Source organism: Achromobacter spanius (assembly GCF_039673305.1).
GTDB lineage: Bacteria > Pseudomonadota > Gammaproteobacteria > Burkholderiales > Burkholderiaceae_B > Achromobacter > Achromobacter spanius_F.
Genome location: NZ_JBDJLJ010000022.1, coordinates 48,917 through 65,059 on the forward strand (window position 1 = coordinate 48,917; position 16,143 = coordinate 65,059).

The window sequence follows — 16,143 nt, forward strand, 5'->3', positions numbered from 1 at the left end:
GAAGGGTTAACCTTAGTGCCGCTCCAGGCTTTCAGTCCCCCGTTTGCCTGCGAGCACCCGTTCCGGAGCAGCATTTCCCCATGAGCAAAGCCGCGTTGCCGCCCGCATCCGACCCCGACTTCGAATCGGATCCCGCCGCGCGCCCGCGCGAGCGCCGCCAGCGAGTGCAGGCGGCCGAAACCGGCATGACCGTGCTCAAGGGCCTGGCCCGCCTGGGCGGCCGCGCCAGCCTCACCGCCCTGGCCGCCCACGTCGGCGAAAGCCCGGCCAAGGTGCACCGCTACCTGATGAGCCTGATCGCCGAGGGCCTGGTCGACCAGGAAGTCGCCACCCAGCAGTACCACCTGGGCCTCGAAGCCCTGTACGTCGGCGTGGCTGCCATGCGCCAGGCCGACCCCCTGCGCATAGGCGAACCCGCGCTCGTCCGCCTGCGCGAAAGCCTGGCCGTCACCTGCTTCATCGCGGTCATGGGCAACAAAGGCCCGACCATCGTGCGCTTCGAGGAACCCGGCCTGCCGGTCACGGTGAACGTGCGCGTGGGTTCCGTGCTGTCGATGCTGTGGTCGGCCACCGGCCGCGCGTTCCTGGGCCTCTTGGACGAGGCCCCCGTGCAGGCGTTGGCGGAAGCCGAACTGGCCGGCGCCCCGGCCGAGCAGCGCGCGCTATTGGATCGAGACGACCCCATCGGCGCCTTGCGCCGGGAAGTGCGGGCGTCGGGGTGCGCCACCGTGAAGGACACGAATCTGCGCGGCATCAGCGCCGTGTCGGCGCCGCTGTATGACCATACCGGGCGGGTCTGCGCGGTATTGACCGCGCTGGGCGCGACGGGCGGGTTTGATGTGTCGGCGGATGGAGCGGTGGTGGCGGCGGTGAAGAAGGAGGCGTTGGCGGCCAGCGTGGCGTTGGGGTATGCGGCGGGGTGATTCTCTGCTGACACTTCGCAGATTCGGACTCATCTGATCGACAGTAAAAGCGTGCCGCACGACATTGTTTACTCATCAGCCGATCGAGTGAACAGAGGGTTTCCTGCCCAAGTTCCAGCGTTGCGACGCGCTCGTTCCCTGGGCGCCATTCGGCAGGAAGAAAAGCGGCTGCCCTGTCCGCGCGTCGTGCTCTACGCCTCTCGCAAAGCGATACCGGGACTTGTTGGGGGAACTGATCTGATGAACAAACAACAGCACGGCAGCGTGTGGGATGCCATTGAAGACACGCCGGCAGAAGCAGAAAACTTGAAACTGCGTTCTGTATTGATGATGGCTTTGAAGCATCACATTACGCAGTCTCCGATGAGCCAGGCGCAGGCCGCCCGTTTGTTCGGCGTTACCCAGCCGAGGATCTCGGATCTGATGCGGGGCAAGATAAACTTGTTTGGACTGGATGCGCTGGTGAACATGGCGGTCGCGGCCGGTTTGCACGTCGAAATGCGCGTGCACGAAGCGGCCTGACGGCCACCGCCGCGCGCGGGGCGCCCCTACTTCCCCACCTCCAGCTTCCCCAGTTCATCCCTGAAATCCGGATACTCCCTCAAAAACCCCTGGTTCCTCTCAAACCGCCGGACCAGCCGATCATCGATCGTCAGGTTCAGCACCGTCTCCCTGTCCCACAGCCTCGGCCGCTTCTTCACCGGAATCGGCACCTTCTCCGTGAATTCCTTGTACGAGTCATGCGGCTCGCATTGCTCGTAGTCGGTGGAGATCCGCTGCACCGTGCCCGCCTCCAATCCCGCCTGCCGCGCCTTTTCCTGTAGCCATGACGCGGGCAGCGTCTGCAGGCTTCCGTCCTGGTACCCGCCGCCCACGTCGGAGTGCGCGCCGATGAACCAGCGCTGCTCGACGGGCAGGTGGGCCGGGCGGGGCGGGGAGTCGGCGCGGCGGGTCCACAGCGTCGGGAAATAGGGTTCGCGGTATTCGTTGGTGGCGATGGCGTGGTACGCGTTCAGGACGTGGTTGCTCAGTTCCGTGTCGTGGAAGTTGTAGAACCCGGAGAAGCCGGGAAACGGGATGCCGCCGACCGGAATGCCCAGGCTGCCCACGGTGTCCCAGACGCCGACGAAGTGCAGGTCGGTCTCGCGCGAGAACCGGTCGCGGAAGGCGGCGGCTTCGATGGACGACGGCGCGCAGTCGTCGCGGTACAGCGCGTAGGCCTCGGCGACGCCGTCTTCGGTGGGAGTTTTCAGCAGGCCGCATTTGCGCACCATGCCCGCCAGGCTGCGGGCGGAGTAGGCGCCGCGGCTGAAGCCGAAAAGGAAGATGCGGTCGCCAGGCTCGTGGCGCTGGCACAGCCAGCGGTAGCCTTGCCGGATGTTGGCGGACAGCCCCGCGCCGAAGGCGCCGCCCATGAATTTGTCGATGGCGGCCCACAGGCCCTGGCCTTGGGTGCCCACGCCCTCGATGTAGAGCGTTTCCTGCGTGCTGGTCTCGGGCGCGGCCTTGTACAGCTCGTAGACGTTGGTGCGGTCGTTGGGTTCGTTCCAGGTTCCGTCGAAGAATACGGCAAGGTTCTTCACCATGATCGTCTCCCACACACAGATAGAGTCTTTCGATACCTCTGTCGCCGGCTGGGACCACGCCTGCGTGACGCACGCTATCACGCACGGCAGGCCGGGCAGGGCGCGTGGTTTCCCTGCTGCATGGATGTACACCATCTTTTTGCCTAGCTAGCGCCTGCCGAGAAGGCGATTTCCCTGGGCGAAAACATTGCAGGCCGCGCATGGGAGTACGCCTTTACTACAGCATCAGCAGCAATCCGGACTGCGATCGGTTGGTATCTGAAAGCCGCGAAAAAACGGCCCGATGCGCAAGACCCCGAACGCTGGATCCTGTCCAACTTTCGGGGCCGGTTCAGAGGGGCCGCTTTCCGGAACGCGCCGGACGTCGGGCGTCAGACGATCTCGAACCGCACGTCGATGTTGTCGCGAATGGCGCGCGAATACGGGCAGAGCTGGTGCGCCGACTCGACCAGCAATTGCTTCTGTTCGGCGGTCAAGCCGGGCAGCGAGACGGCCAGGGTGACGCCCAGCGCGAAGTTGGCGCCGTTGTCGACCTTGCCCAGCGACACGCTGGCGTCGATGGCGACGTCGCGCGGCACGGCGATGCCGTGGGTGGCCCCGGCGCGCTTCATCGCGCCCATGAAGCAGGCGGAATAGCCCACGCCGAAGAGCTGTTCGGGATTGGTGCCGGGCTTGCCCGACCCGGGGGTGCTGAGCGTCACGTCCAGTTCGCCGTCGCTGCTGCGCCCGGCGCCCTCGCGGCCGGCGGTGGTGTGGGTGTGCGCGGTGTAGAGGACCTGCTCGAGTTGCTTTGCCATGATGACTCCAGGGTGTCGGCGCGGCCGGGCTGCGCCAGTGGGTTGAGAGCCTGCATTGCAACAAGGCGCTGTATCGGCCATGTGTCCGCGACACGGCGGGATTGCATCGCGACGTGTCGAAAGGACCGCCGGATACGCTGCGATACAAACCGCGCAGGCGTTGGCGGACGCGATGGCATTGGAGTATGTTGCGCCCTGGCGGCACGCGGCCGCGCATCATTCACGGAAGAAGAACATCATGGGACGTCTCGCCATCCTGGGCGCGCTGCACGAAGAAATCGCCGACCTGCTGGCGGCCATGGATCCCGGCGCGCAAACCCGCCGCATCGCCATGCGCGATTTCCAGGTGGGAAGCCTGTGGGGCACGCCCTGCGTGATCGCGCTCAGCCGCATCGGCAAGGTGGCCGCCGCGGCCACGGCATCCATCGTGATCCAGGAATTCGGCGTGTCCCGGGTGATCTTCACCGGGCTGGCGGGCGGCCTGCATCCGCGGGTGCGGGTGGGCGACGTGGTCGTGGCCGAGGCGCTGATGCAGCACGACATGGACGCGCGGCCCCTGTTCGGCCGGCATGAAATCCCCCTGCTGGGACGCGAGCGCTTCGACGCCGATCCGGCCCTGAGCGCGCTGCTGCTGGACAGCGCCCGGGAATTCGCGGGCAACGGCGGCCTGCCGTCCGCGTCCGCGCCGCCGCAGGTCCATCACGGCCTCATCGCGACCGGGGACGTGTTCGTCAACGACAACGACCTGGCCCACGCGCTGCGCGAACGCCTGCCCGATGCGCTCTGCCTGGAAATGGAGGGGGCCGCGATGGCGCAGGTCTGCCATGAATTCGGCGTGCCGTTCGCCGTGATGCGCATCATCTCCGACAGCGCCGACCACGCGGCGAAGGCGGACTTCACGGAGTTCCTGGTGAACCTGGCGCGGGTGTACTCGGCCGGCATCCTGAAGCCGCTGCTGCAGTCGGGCGCGCTGCGGGGCGGCCAGGGTGCCGTCCCCATAGATACGCCGGCATCCTGACGCCCCGGGGCTACAGGCCGATCGGCGCGATCCGCACTTCAGCCGACAGGCCGCCGCCCTCGCGGTTGCTCAGGATCAGCGCGCCGCCCAGGGCCGCCGCCAGCTGGTGCGCGATGGCCAGCCCAAGGCCGGTGCCGCCGGTGTCGCGGCTGCGCGAGCTTTCCAGGCGGTAGAAGGGCTGCAGCACCGCGTCCAGTTCGCCCGCCGGGATGCCCGGCCCGCGATCCAGCACGAAAATCGACAGGTTCGCGCCGTCCCGCGCCGCCACGGCGACTTCGGCCGCACCCGCGAACTTGAGCGCGTTGTCGATCAGGTTGCCCAGGATGCGCCGCAGCGCGTGCGGGCGCGTGGACAGCGCCGGCGCGGCGTCGCCCGTCAGGCTGACGTCCTTGCCCGTGTCCTGGTAGTCGCACACCAGGCTGTCCAGGAAGGCGTTCAGGTCGATGCGCGCAGGCGTTTCGGCCTTGCCGTGCGCGCTGCGGGCGTAGTCGATGCCTTCGCGCACCAGGCGCTCCACCTCGTTCAGGTCCTGAGCGAGCTTGTCGCGGTCGGTGGACGGGTCCATGAATTCGGTGCGCAGCTTCATCCGCGTGATGGGCGTCTGCAGATCGTGCGAGATGGCGCCCAGCATCTGCATGCGCTCGGCGACGTGGGCCGAGATGCGATCCTGCATGGCGTTGAAGGCGACGGCGGCATGCGCGACCTCGGCGGGGCCGGCTTCGTCCATCAACGGACTTTTCTTGTCGGGGTCCAGCTCCTCGGCCGCGCGGGCCAGCCGCGTGAGCGGGCGGACGGCCAGGCGCACGGCCAGCCAGGCGCAGCCGGCCAGCAGCAACAGCTGCACGCCCAGCACACCGAACAGCCACGGCGCCGGCCGCATGCGGGACAGCTCGATGTCCAGGATCGCCGGCTGCCCGTCGGACAGCACGACGCGGGCCTGGATGTGGCGCGGATCGTCGGCCATGGCGTGCACCGTCACCGGACGGTCCGGCCCCAGCGCGGCCTCGATCGATTGCGCGGCGGTGCGGGCGGCGTCATTGCCCAGCGGCTGGTCCGCCTTGCCGTCGCCCAGCAGGTACTGGCGGTTGTTGCTGGACAGGCGGGGCAGCCAGGCGGGGCGCTCGGCGGCGGGCAGCCGGTCCAGGATGTCCATGGCGATGGCGACGTCGCGCTCCAGGTCGCCCAGCATCATGTTGCGGGTGGCGCTGTAGCGTTCATAAAAGAGCGACGCGAACGACAGGCCATAGGCCAGGACCAGGCCCGCCACGAAGATCAGGAACAGCCGGGCGACCAGCGTGCGGGGCCAGGCGAACGGGCGCGGCGCGGCGGCGCTCACTGGCCGGATTCCGAGACGTCGACCGCGGCGGAGAAGACATAGCCTTCGCTGCGCACGGTCTTGATGTACATGGGCTCGCGCGCGTCTTCGCGCAGCCGCTGGCGCAGGCGGCTGACCAGGAGGTCGATCGAGCGCCCGAAGAAGTCGGCGTCGCGGCCCTGCGTCAGGTTCAGCAGCTGGTCGCGGTTGAGCACGCGCTGCGGATGGTCCAGGAAGACGCGCAGCAGCCGGTATTCCGCGCCGCTGAGCGACACGATGGTGCCGTCGGCGTCCAGCAGGTGGCGCGCGGTGGTGTCCAGCCGCCAGTTGCCGAAGGCGATCTCGCGCCCGGGCTCGGTCACCTGGAAATTGGGCGGCAGCATGCGCGTGCGGCGCAGGATCGCCTTGATGCGCGCCAGCAGTTCGCGCGCCACGAAGGGCTTGACCAGATAGTCGTCGGCGCCCATTTCCAGGCCCAGGACGCGGTCCATGTCGTCGCTGCGCGCCGTCAGCATCAGGATGGGGATGCGGCGGTGCTTGCCGCTGCGCAGTTCGCGGCACAGCACCAGGCCGTCATCGCCGGGCATCATGATGTCCAGCACGATCAGGTCGACGGACAGGCTTTCCAGCAGGGACCGCATCTGCCGCCCGTCGGCCGCCAGGGTGACGTTCAGGCCGTTCTTCCTGAGGAAGCCGCCGGCGAGTTCACGGATTTCCCGATCGTCGTCCACGATCATGACGTGGTCTATGTGATCCATTTTCGGGTGCCTTGTTGTTCGAGGATGACGGCGCGCCGGACGCGCCGGATGGGTATCGGGATTCTATCGAAGCCTAGCGTTCGCCCGGGGGCAGGGGATCGCGGCGTGGACGGGTATTCGAGATCAATTGGCACTGGAAGGGCTTGGCGGCTTCGGCGGTGAAACCGCCAAAGAGCAGCAGCAGGACGGCAAGAAAGCGCTTCATGTGAGGCTCCGGTACGGGGTGTGATCGCTTTATAGCGCCGGCGGCTCCCTGGAGTGTGTCGTACTGTATACGCCGAGGCGGCGGATACACGCGCTTGAAAAAAACCGCCCATCCGGCACATGCCGGATACGTGCGGCGGGTGCAATGGGGTCACTTTCCAAAGGACGACCCCCATGGACCTCATCAACACTCCCATCGCTCTGCTTGCCGGCATGCTGACCATCGCGTCGCCCTGCGTGCTGCCCCTGTTGCCGGTGCTGCTGGGCACCTCGCTGGAACGCGGCGACCGGCTGCGCCCCTTGTTCGTCGTGTCCGGCTTCGTGCTGGCGTTCGCCGGCCTGGGCATCGCGCTCAGCCTGCTTTCCAACCTGAACGAATCCGTGCACGAAGCGGTGCGCTCGACCTCCATCGTCCTCTTGGCGCTGTTCGGCCTGGCGCGGATCTGGCCCGAACCTTACGACCGCCTGATCGCCCGCGTGGGCGGCCCCTTGCAGCGCCTGTCCGCCGCCGGGGGAACCGGCAGCGGCAATGCCGGCGGCTTCGTGCTGGGCCTGTCGCTGGGCGCCGTGTGGACGCCCTGCGCGGGGCCGGTGCTGGCCTCGATCCTGGTGCTGGCCGCCAAGGCGCAGGACCTGGTGCAGTCCAGCACCCTGCTGCTGGTGTTCGCCATCGGCGCGGGCGTTCCCATGCTGGTGATCGCCTACGGCGGACAAGCCATCGCCACCCGCGTCCGGGGGCTGTCGCGCCACACGCATCGGCTGCAGCAGGGTTTCGGCGTGCTGCTCGTCCTGACCGCCATCGCCATCCATTTCCAGTACGACGTCCTGGCCTATGCCTGGATCAGCAACCTCTTCGCCTGACCCTCAAGGAGCTCACCATGTTTGCCACGTTCAAGAAGATTGCCCTGGGCGCGCTGATCGCCGCCTCCCTGATGCAAGGCGCCGCGCAGGCTGCGCCAGCCGCCGCCGCACCTCAGGCTCCGGAATTCACCGGGATCGAAAACTGGCTCAACAGCGAGCCGCTCACGATGGAGTCGCTGCGCGGCAAGGTCGTGCTGGTGGATTTCTGGACCTACACCTGCATCAACTGCATCCGCACGCTGCCCTACGTCACGAGCTGGCACCAGAAGTACAAGGACCAGGGGCTGGTGGTGGTGGGCGTGCATACGCCGGAGTTCCCCTTCGAACGGTCCACGCCCAATGTGGAAAAGGCCCTGCAGCGCTTCGGCATCACCTACCCGGTGGCGCAGGACAACCGCTACGCCACCTGGAGCGCCTACCGCAACCAGTACTGGCCCGCGGCGTACCTGATCGATAAACAGGGCAAGGTCGTGTACAGCCACTTCGGCGAAGGCCGGTACAAAGAGACCGAGGCGGAGATCCAGCGCCTGCTGGCGCAGCCGGGCTGAGCGGACTGCTGTCGCCCGACGCGCCCGTTGCACAGACGGCGCGGACGCCACCATTCTGGTGCCCGTCTGCGCCGCAAAGCGCACCAGCCTGGTGCGCAAGCCTGCGGATTGTTCCCCGTTCCGCAGGCAAGCAAGTTGGCATGAAACTTGCTTGATGTGTATGCAAGTGACTTGCATAGAGTGCCAGTGACTTACATGGCCGGGCGCCTGCCCGGTCCGGATACTCAGACACAGGGGAATTGTCATGCTGCTACGCCGCGTATTCGCTGGAGTGATGTCTTTATTCATGGCCGGCGCCGCGCACAGCGCCGACTTGCTGGAAACAATCAAGAGCAAGAAAGAGATCGTCGTCGGCACCGAGGCGCAATTCGCGCCGTTCGAATTCGTGCAGGACGGAAAGATCGTGGGCTATGGCCCGGATCTGATGAACCTGATCCTGGCTGATGCGCCCGGCGTGAAGGTCAAGCAGTTCGACGTGCCGTTCCAGGGCATCTTGCCGGGCCTGGCGACCAAGCGCTTCGATTTCGTGGTGACGTCCGTCACCATGACCAAGGATCGCGCGGACAAGTTTGCGTTCACGGTGCCGATCGCGGACGCCACGACCGCGCTGGTCAAGCGCAAGGAAGACGCGGCCCTGACCGATCCGGCCGGCATTGCGGGCAAGGTGGTCGGCTCGCAGGCGGGGTCGGCGCAGTTGAAGGCCTTGCAGGATTACGCCAGGAAACTGCAAAGCGAAGGCAAGCCCGCCGTCACCATCCGCGAGTACGTCAGCTTCGATGAAGCCTACGCCGACCTGGCGGCGGGCCGCCTGTCGGCGGTGGCGCAGTCGCTGGCTAATCTGGCGACGCTGGTGAAGACGCGGTCGGACGTATATGCGGTGATCGACAAGCCCATCGGCCCCAAGACCTACTTCGGCTGGGTCGGCCGCAAGGATGCAGACAGCGCCTCGCTGGTGAAGTTCTTCTCTGACGGCATTGCGCGCGCGGCCAAGTCGGGCCAATTGCAGGCGCTGCAAACCAAGTGGTTCGGCTTCACGATGGAAGTGCCGACCGACTCGGTGCCGGCTCCGGAACTGTGATCCGCGCCTGTCTTCGGAGTTCCGCCTGATGAATGCCGCCACTTTCGCCGAACGCTTTGCGGCTTACTTGCCCGTGCTGCTGCACGGTGCCGGCATGACGCTGATCGTGGCCGCGTCGGCCATCGTCGCGGGCTTCGTTCTGGGGGCGGCGCTGCTGGGCATGTCGCTGCATCGGCATGGCCGCGGCGTGCTGCCGCGTGCCGTTGCGCTGTATGTCAGCTTCTTTCGCGGCACGCCCTTGCTGGTTCAACTGCTGATGCTGTTCTACCTGCCCAGCGCGTTCGGCCTGGACCTGCCTCCGCTGCTGGTGGCGGTGCTGGCCATGAGCATGAACTCCGGCGCTTTCCAGTCGGAAATCCTGCGCGCCGGGCTGGCGGCCGTGCCGAAGGGGCAGATCGAAGCGGCGGCCATTTTCGGCCTGTCGCCGCAGCAGGTGTTCCGCTATGTCCAGCTGCCGCAGGTGGCGCGCGCCGTCTGGCCCGCGCTGGTGTCCGAGGCCATCGATGTGGTGAAGAATTCGTCGATCGTGTCGGTGATTGCCGTGGCCGAACTGGCGCGGGGAGGGCGGCAGATCGTGGCCGCGAACTTCCGTCCGCTGGAGGTTTACCTGACCGTGGGAGCGACCTATCTGCTCATGACCGGCGCGATATTTGCGCTGGGCGCCTGGCTGGGCAAGCGGATGGGACAGGGGCGTCGCGCCAGCGCCGCAGTGATGAACCGCATGGCCATCAACAAGACATGATCGACCTGACTCTGCTGGGGCAGCTGCTGCCCGTGTTTGGCGCCGCCGCATTGCGGACCGTGGCCCTGGTGGCCGTGGGGCTGGCAGGCGGGCTGGCGCTGGGCTTCCTGATGCACCTGCTGCGCGAGACCCGGCTGACGGCTCTGGCGTGGCTCTACTGGGCTTACACGGCAGTCTGGCGCGGGGTGCCCTTCCTGATCCATCTCTTTATCGTGTATTTCGGCCTGCCGGCGCTGGGGATATCGATGGATCCCTTCGCCGCCGCGGCCTTGACGCTGTCGGTCTATGGCGGCGCCTATTTCGCCGAGATCTTCCGCGCATGCTGGCAGACCATTCCGCGCGGGCAGATCGAAGCGGCCCGCTGCATGGGCCTGACACGACGGCAGGTCTTCCTGCGCATCGAATGTCCGCAGGCCCTGCGCGCCAGCGTTCCGCTCGTCGTCAACCAGACCATCCTGCTGATGAAGGAATCGGCGCTGGCGTCGGTGATCACCTTGCCGGAGCTGACGATGACCGCGGGCAAGGTGGTGTCCGAACAGTTCGTCTACATCGAGCCCTATCTATTGCTGGCGCTGAGCTATTGGGCGCTGTCGCTGCTGATCAACCGCCTGGGAAAGCTGTTGGCGCGGCAAGTGGCGCTTTGAGGAATTGCCAACCATGAATACACCCGTACCCGTTCCCATGCTGTCGCTGCGCGGCGTGGGCAAATCGTTCGCCGGCCACCAGGTGCTGGCCGCCGTGGACCTCGACGTCATGCAGGGCGAAGTCGTGACGCTGATCGGCCCGTCCGGATCAGGCAAGACAACGCTGCTGCGCTGCATGAATTTCCTGGAAGCCTATGACGAGGGGGAAGTGCGAGTGCGCGGGGCCCTGCTGGGCTATCGCCACGGGCCTTCGGGCCAGATGCTGCCCGAATCCGACCGGGTCGTCGCCGAAGTACGCGCGCCGCTCGCGATGGTGTTCCAGCAGTTCAACCTGTGGCCGCATATGACAGCGCTGGCCAACGTCATGGCGCCGCTTACGCTGGCCAAGGGCATGCGGCCGGACCGCGCGCGCAAGGTGGCGGCCGATGCGCTGGCACGGGTGGGCATGGCCGCCAAGGCGGACGCGCTGCCGGGCAATCTCAGCGGGGGCCAGCAGCAGCGTGTCGGAATTGCCAGGGCGCTGGCTGTGGGGCCCGAAGCGATGCTGCTGGACGAACCCACTTCGGCGCTGGATCCTGAGCTGGTCGACGAAGTGCTGGAGGTCATCAAGTCCCTGTCGAGCGAGGGCATGACCATGGTGATGGTGACGCACGAAATGAGCTTCGCGGCTGAGGTGTCCGATCGCATTGTCTTCATGGAAAAGGGGCGCGTCGTGACGATCGGCACGCCCGACCAGATTATCCGCCGGCCCGAGCATCCGCGGGTCCAGGCCTTTCTGCAACCCTGGATACGGCGCAGCCTGGGCAGCGCCGCGCGCCAGGAAGCGGCCCTTGCAGGAGCTTCTCAATGAGCGCCAGCGAATTCCATGACGTGGCCGATGCGCTGGCGCAAGCGGTCGATGCGCAGCGCCTGGAACGGCGCTTGCGCGGTCTGGCGCAGCACGGCGGTGTGCCGACCGGCGGCGTGGCGCGGCAGGCGCTGACGGCCGAGGAGCTGGAGGCGCGCCGTTGGCTGGCGCGGGACTTCGCCACCCGGCCCGGCTATCAGGTCGGCATCGACGCGGCGGCCAACGTGTATATACGCCGCGCCGGCACGGACGCCGCAGCAGCGCCGGTCATGACGGGCAGCCACGCGGACACCCAGCCGTTGGGCGGCTGGCTGGACGGCGCTTTTGGCGTGGTGGCGGGGCTGGAGGTATTTGAAGCGCTGGACAGCCTGGACATCGCCACCCGGCGTGCGCTGGACGTCGTCATATGGACCAATGAAGAAGGCTCGCGGTTTGCGCCGGGGCTGATGGGATCGGTCTCCTTTACCGCTGCGGACCGGCTGGCGGATTTCCTGTCCGTCGCCGACAGCCAGGGGGTGTCGTTCGAGACGGCGCGCGACGCGGCGGTGGCGGACTTCAGGACGCACGCGAAGCGCCAGGGTTGGCCCTGGATGGAACGCGCCCTGGGCGCGCCCGTGCATGCGTACCTGGAAGCCCATATCGAGCAGGGCCCGGTGCTGGAGGCGCAGGGGCTGCAGGTGGGCTGCGTCACCGCGATCCAGGGCGTGCGCTGGTACCGCGTCAGTGTGCCGGGACGCAGCGCGCACGCGGGAACCACGCCGCTGGCCAATCGCGACGATGCGCAGGCCAAGGCCATTGCAATGGCGCACGCGGTGCTGGCCCACGCCAGGGACTGCGGCGACGAGCGCCTGCGCGTCACGATCGGCCGCTGGGACTGCGCTCCGGGCGCCATCAATACGATCGCCGACCGCGTGGACTTTACGGTCGACGCGCGCCATCCGGATGCCGGCGCGCTGGATGCGGTGCGCGCCGTGATGGATGCCGCATTGCCCCCGGGGGCGCGTATCGATGTCCTGCAGGATAAGCCGACGGTCCGGTTCGCGCCGCAGTTGGTGGCCTTGACGACGGCGGCCTGCGAGGCCCTCGGCATGCGCCACCTCCAGATGCTGTCGGGCGCGTTCCACGACGCGATGCCGATGGCCGGCTTCTGCCCGACGGCGATGCTGTTTGCGCCCAGCATCGAAGGCGTCAGTCATCACCCCGCCGAAGACACGCCCATTGCCGATCTGGCCTCCTGCACGCGGGCGCTGGCGTGGTGTCTCCTGCAATTGGCCGAATCCGCGCCCGCGAATACGCCGGGCAGTCGGACGTAGCCATTCAACCCTGAACTTATTACCCCCTCTCATCGAAGGATACGCACCATGGATCAATACATCGCCCAACCCGCCGTCGCCGACAATGGCGAGCCCGTTGGACTGAACAACACGCATCGCGAGCCGATTTCGCCGGACGGCACGCCGGAACTGGGCAAGGTCTATGAAGTCCCGGCCCGGCACGGCCGCGCGGTGCGCGTGGCCAAGGGCCAGGTCATCCGCATCGTGAACACGCACGGCAGCCAGGTCTGCGACACCTGGGCATTCAAGAGCGACGACCTGAGTGAATTCATGTCGATGGAACATGCCCGCGCCGCGATCGACCGGATCATTCCCAAGGCGGGCGACCCGCTTTTCAGCAACCGCCGCCGCAGCATCATGACGATGACGGCCGACACGTCGCCCGGCGTGCACGACACGCTGATGGCGGCCTGCGACGCCTACCGCTACCGCAACCTGGGCGTCGAGCACTACCACGACAATTGCGCAGATAATATGCGGTTGGCGCTCAAGGCGATCGGCCTGCGCGCCCGCGAAGTGCCCCAGCCCCTGAATCTGTGGATGAACATTCCGGTCGGCGCCGACGGCGGCGTGCAGTGGCTGCCCCCGGTGTCCAAGGCGGGCGACTATGTCGACCTGCGCGCCGAGATGGACTGCGTCGTGGTGCTGTCGGCCTGCCCGCAAGACATCGTGCCGATCAACGATAACCGTCCGGTCGAGGTGCATTTCTCGGTGCTGGCGCAGGCCTGACGCTTTCTTCCTACGACAACGCGGTACACGCATATGGCAAAGAAAGGCTTGGAATCCGCGGCGGAGCCGCGCGCGCAGCACGAGGGCGAACCCGCCCTGTCCGCCCTGGGGCCCAGGCTCAAGCATGCGCGCATGGTGCATGGCATGACGCTCAAGGCGCTGGCGCAGGCGGCGGACTGCTCCGAAAGCCTGCTGTCGCGCGTCGAGCGCGGGCAGGCCATGCCGTCGCTGGCCAATCTGCATCGCCTGGCCCGCGCGCTGGGCACCAACGTGGCCGAACTGACGGCGGCGCACGCGCCGCCCTCGTCGCCCGTGATCCGGCAGGCCGACCGTCCCATCATCGAGTTCACCAGCCAGCGCGGACGCAAGCCGGGCGTCAAGCTCGAGCGGGTGATCGTGCCGATGCGCGGCCAGCTGCTGCAGGCCGATATCCACCAGTTGGAACCCAAGGCGGAAAGCCTGGAGCAGATCGCGCATGCGGGCGAGGAAATGGGCTACGTCATCGAGGGCGAATTCGAGCTTCGCCTGGGATCCGAGGTCCATGTCATGCAGGCGGGCGATTCCTTCTACTTTTCCAGCGATGTGCCGCATAGCTACCGCAATCCGGGTCGGACCGTGGCGCGCGTGTTGTGGGTGAATACGCCAGCCACATTCTGATCCGGGGCGCATCACCACGGAACACAGCAATGAGCACCGACACTTCGATGCAGGGACTGCCGCGCTACAGCGGCATTCCCACTTTCATGCGGGTGCCGCAGGCCCGCGGACTCGAGGATTTCGACATCGCCCTGGCGGGCGTGCCGTTCGATGGGGGCGTGACGGCAAGGCCGGGCGCACGCTTCGGCCCGCGCGAAATCCGCAACATGTCGACCATGATGCGCGCGATTCATCACGTCACGGGATTCAACCCGTTCGCCGCCTGCAGGGTGGCGGACGTGGGCGACGTGCCGTTCACGGATGTCTTTCATCTGGAGCGCGCCCATGAGGATATCCGCCGCTTCTTCGAACCGATCTTCGCGGCGGGAAAGAAGGCCCTGATCGCGGGCGGCGACCATTCCATCACGTTTCCGGTCTTCCAGGCGATTGCGCCGGCGCGGCCCCTGGGCATGGTGCATATCGATGCGCACACCGATACCTGGGATTACTACGTAGGATCGAAATTCAGCCACGGATCGCCCTTCCGGCGCGCCGTCGAGGCCGGGCTGCTGGATCCCGCGCGCACCATCCAGATCGGCATCCGGGGCGCGCAGAACACGGACGAGGGCTGGCGCTATTCCCTGGAAAGCGGGATGCGGGTCGTCTTTATCGAGGAGTTCGACGCCGCGGGCGTGCAGGCCATCATCCAGGAGGCCCGACGGGTTGTCGGGGATGGCCCGGCCTATCTGTCCCTGGACGTGGACGGGCTGGATCCGGTCTATGCGCCCGGGACCGGCACCCCGGAAGTGGGGGGGCTGTCCACCCGCGAAACGCTGGCGCTGCTGCGCGGACTCGAAGGGCTGGATTTCGTCGGCGCCGACGTGGTCGAGGTGTCGCCGCCCTACGACCCCAGCGGCAATACTGCCCTGTTGGGGGCGACACTGATGTACGAGTGCCTCTGCCTGCTGGCGCGTCCCTACGCCGCCTGACGTCAAACCGAGCGCGGGAAAAGGCCGGACCCGGCCGCGCAAAACAGATATGCGATCCCGCGCATAGCCCGGCCCGGCCCGCGCGCCTACCATGCACCAAACACAAAAAGGATGTTTGGAGACAGCATGAAAATGGCAAGCGCGCTGACCGCGGTCGGCCTGTGGCTCGGCGTGGGCCTGATTCCCGCCGCCGTGGCGGCAGGCCCCTATCCCGACCGGCCCCTGCGGCTGGTCGTTCCGTTTCCGGCGGGCGGGGCCACCGACCTGATGGCCCGGGCCCTGGCGCAGGGCCTGGGGGAAAAGCTGGGCCAGTCCGTCGTGGTGGAGAACCGCGGCGGGGCGGGCGGCTCGATCGGGGCCGAGGCCGTGGCCACCGCGGCGCCCGATGGCTACACGCTGCTGTATTCGACGATGGGCGTCCTGACGATCAACCCGTCGCTGTACGCCAAGCTGCGCTATGACCCCCAAAAGAGCTTCGCGCCGGTCTCGCTGACCAACCTGACGTCCAATCTGCTGGTGGTCGATCCGGCGCTGAAGGTCGATTCCGTGACGGCACTGGCGGAGCTTGCCCGCCAGCGGCCGGGCGAGCTGACCTTCAGTTCTTCGGGCAACGGCACCACCAGCCACCTGGCGGGCGAAATGTTCAAGACCACGGCGGGCGCGGACATCCGCCACATTCCGTATAAGGGGACGTCCGGGGCCATCAACGACTTCCTGGCCGGGCGCATCTCGATGATGATCGACACCTCGTCCAATTTCATCGACCAGGTCAAGCAGGGCAAGGTCAAGGCGTTGGGCGTGACCAGCCGCAAGCGGCTGGCGGCCCTGCCGGACGTGCCATCCATTTCCGAATCACCGGGTTTCGAATCCTACGAAGTCAGCCTGTGGTCAGGCGTGCTGGCGCCGGCGGGTACGCCGCGGGCGGTCATTGACCGGTTGAACGCGGACATCAAGAGCGTGATGACCTCGCCGCAGATGGTCGAACGCATGGCCGGCTACGGCATCCAGACGACCCACAGCACGCCGGAGGAATTCGCCGAACGCATCCGCACCGATACGCAGAAGTGGGCGCGGATCATCGAACAGTCCGGCGCGCGCGCCGATTGACCGCCGCCTTGTCCTTCTACCGCTTAC

The 16,143-nt window shown here is 67.0% G+C and carries 19 protein-coding genes; 14 read left to right on the forward strand and 5 right to left on the reverse strand.

The window, feature by feature from the left end; all coding sequences use genetic code 11:
* Positions 1-80 precede the first annotated feature (80 nt).
* Positions 81-923, forward strand: coding sequence for an IclR family transcriptional regulator (locus ABE485_RS18005; protein WP_346516634.1), 843 nt, complete (start codon positions 81-83; stop codon positions 921-923).
* 240 nt (positions 924-1,163) lie between these two features.
* On the forward strand, positions 1,164-1,445 hold the full coding sequence (locus ABE485_RS18010) for a helix-turn-helix domain-containing protein (RefSeq protein ID WP_346516635.1): 282 nt from the start codon (positions 1,164-1,166) through the stop codon (positions 1,443-1,445).
* A gap of 26 nt (positions 1,446-1,471) precedes the next feature.
* Here ABE485_RS18010 and ABE485_RS18015 read toward each other — a convergent pair whose 3' ends face one another.
* Together ABE485_RS18015 and ABE485_RS18020 are read right to left on the reverse strand one after the other, a co-directional pair.
* On the reverse strand, positions 1,472-2,509 hold the full coding sequence (locus tag ABE485_RS18015) for a DUF2235 domain-containing protein (protein ID WP_346516636.1): 1,038 nt from the start codon (positions 2,507-2,509) through the stop codon (positions 1,472-1,474).
* A 371-nt stretch (positions 2,510-2,880) separates the two neighbouring features.
* Positions 2,881-3,306 (reverse strand): organic hydroperoxide resistance protein, encoded by a 426-nt coding sequence (locus ABE485_RS18020; protein WP_346516637.1) that lies wholly within the window; start codon positions 3,304-3,306, stop codon positions 2,881-2,883.
* A 238-nt stretch (positions 3,307-3,544) separates the two neighbouring features.
* On the opposite strand from ABE485_RS18020, the gene ABE485_RS18025 reads away from it, so the two are divergent.
* Positions 3,545-4,324 carry a 5'-methylthioadenosine/adenosylhomocysteine nucleosidase gene (locus tag ABE485_RS18025; protein WP_346516638.1) on the forward strand — a complete coding sequence of 260 codons (780 nt, stop codon included), beginning with the start codon at positions 3,545-3,547 and terminating at the stop codon, positions 4,322-4,324.
* 10 nt (positions 4,325-4,334) lie between these two features.
* Here the strand turns inward: ABE485_RS18025 and ABE485_RS18030 are convergent, their stop codons facing one another.
* The 3 genes from ABE485_RS18030 to ABE485_RS18040 all read right to left on the reverse strand — a co-directional run bounded on the left by ABE485_RS18030 (position 4,335) and on the right by ABE485_RS18040 (position 6,602).
* On the reverse strand, positions 4,335-5,660 hold the full coding sequence (locus tag ABE485_RS18030; RefSeq protein ID WP_346516639.1) for an ATP-binding protein: 1,326 nt from the start codon (positions 5,658-5,660) through the stop codon (positions 4,335-4,337).
* The gene (locus ABE485_RS18035) at positions 5,657-6,397 is read right to left on the reverse strand and encodes a response regulator (protein WP_346516640.1); all 741 of its coding nucleotides are present in this window, start codon (positions 6,395-6,397) and stop codon (positions 5,657-5,659) included. Before ABE485_RS18035 ends, ABE485_RS18030 begins: the two co-directional genes overlap by 4 nt.
* 73 nt (positions 6,398-6,470) lie before the next feature.
* Positions 6,471-6,602 carry a hypothetical protein gene (locus ABE485_RS18040; RefSeq protein ID WP_255595163.1) on the reverse strand — a complete coding sequence of 44 codons (132 nt, stop codon included), beginning with the start codon at positions 6,600-6,602 and terminating at the stop codon, positions 6,471-6,473.
* Between the two features lie 173 nt (positions 6,603-6,775).
* On the opposite strand from ABE485_RS18040, the gene ABE485_RS18045 reads away from it, so the two are divergent.
* From ABE485_RS18045 to ABE485_RS18095, 11 genes are all read left to right on the forward strand, one after another.
* Positions 6,776-7,462: a cytochrome c biogenesis CcdA family protein gene (locus ABE485_RS18045; RefSeq protein WP_346516641.1), complete on the forward strand. Its 687-nt coding sequence runs from the start codon at positions 6,776-6,778 to the stop codon at positions 7,460-7,462.
* A gap of 17 nt (positions 7,463-7,479) precedes the next feature.
* Positions 7,480-8,010, forward strand: coding sequence for a thioredoxin family protein (locus ABE485_RS18050; protein WP_346516642.1), 531 nt, complete (start codon positions 7,480-7,482; stop codon positions 8,008-8,010).
* A gap of 244 nt (positions 8,011-8,254) precedes the next feature.
* Positions 8,255-9,088 carry a transporter substrate-binding domain-containing protein gene (locus ABE485_RS18055; RefSeq protein ID WP_346516643.1) on the forward strand — a complete coding sequence of 278 codons (834 nt, stop codon included), beginning with the start codon at positions 8,255-8,257 and terminating at the stop codon, positions 9,086-9,088.
* A gap of 28 nt (positions 9,089-9,116) precedes the next feature.
* Positions 9,117-9,830, forward strand: a complete 714-nt coding sequence (locus ABE485_RS18060) for an amino acid ABC transporter permease (protein ID WP_346516644.1) — start codon at positions 9,117-9,119, stop codon at positions 9,828-9,830.
* The gene (locus ABE485_RS18065; RefSeq protein WP_346516645.1) at positions 9,827-10,474 is read left to right on the forward strand and encodes an amino acid ABC transporter permease; all 648 of its coding nucleotides are present in this window, start codon (positions 9,827-9,829) and stop codon (positions 10,472-10,474) included. Before ABE485_RS18060 ends, ABE485_RS18065 begins: the two co-directional genes overlap by 4 nt.
* A 13-nt stretch (positions 10,475-10,487) precedes the next feature.
* On the forward strand, positions 10,488-11,324 hold the full coding sequence (locus ABE485_RS18070; protein ID WP_346516646.1) for an amino acid ABC transporter ATP-binding protein: 837 nt from the start codon (positions 10,488-10,490) through the stop codon (positions 11,322-11,324).
* Positions 11,321-12,634, forward strand: a complete 1,314-nt coding sequence (locus ABE485_RS18075) for a M20 family metallo-hydrolase (RefSeq protein ID WP_346516647.1) — start codon at positions 11,321-11,323, stop codon at positions 12,632-12,634. Before ABE485_RS18070 ends, ABE485_RS18075 begins: the two co-directional genes overlap by 4 nt.
* Positions 12,635-12,682: 48 nt before the next feature.
* Positions 12,683-13,384, forward strand: a complete 702-nt coding sequence (locus ABE485_RS18080; RefSeq protein WP_346516648.1) for an urea carboxylase-associated family protein — start codon at positions 12,683-12,685, stop codon at positions 13,382-13,384.
* Between the two features lie 33 nt (positions 13,385-13,417).
* Positions 13,418-14,041: a cupin domain-containing protein gene (locus ABE485_RS18085; RefSeq protein WP_346516649.1), complete on the forward strand. Its 624-nt coding sequence runs from the start codon at positions 13,418-13,420 to the stop codon at positions 14,039-14,041.
* A gap of 29 nt (positions 14,042-14,070) precedes the next feature.
* Entirely contained in the window at positions 14,071-15,009 is a 939-nt protein-coding gene (speB, locus tag ABE485_RS18090) for an agmatinase (RefSeq protein WP_346516650.1), read from the forward strand.
* A gap of 126 nt (positions 15,010-15,135) precedes the next feature.
* The gene (locus ABE485_RS18095) at positions 15,136-16,116 is read left to right on the forward strand and encodes a Bug family tripartite tricarboxylate transporter substrate binding protein (protein ID WP_346516651.1); all 981 of its coding nucleotides are present in this window, start codon (positions 15,136-15,138) and stop codon (positions 16,114-16,116) included.
* Positions 16,117-16,143 lie beyond the last annotated feature (27 nt).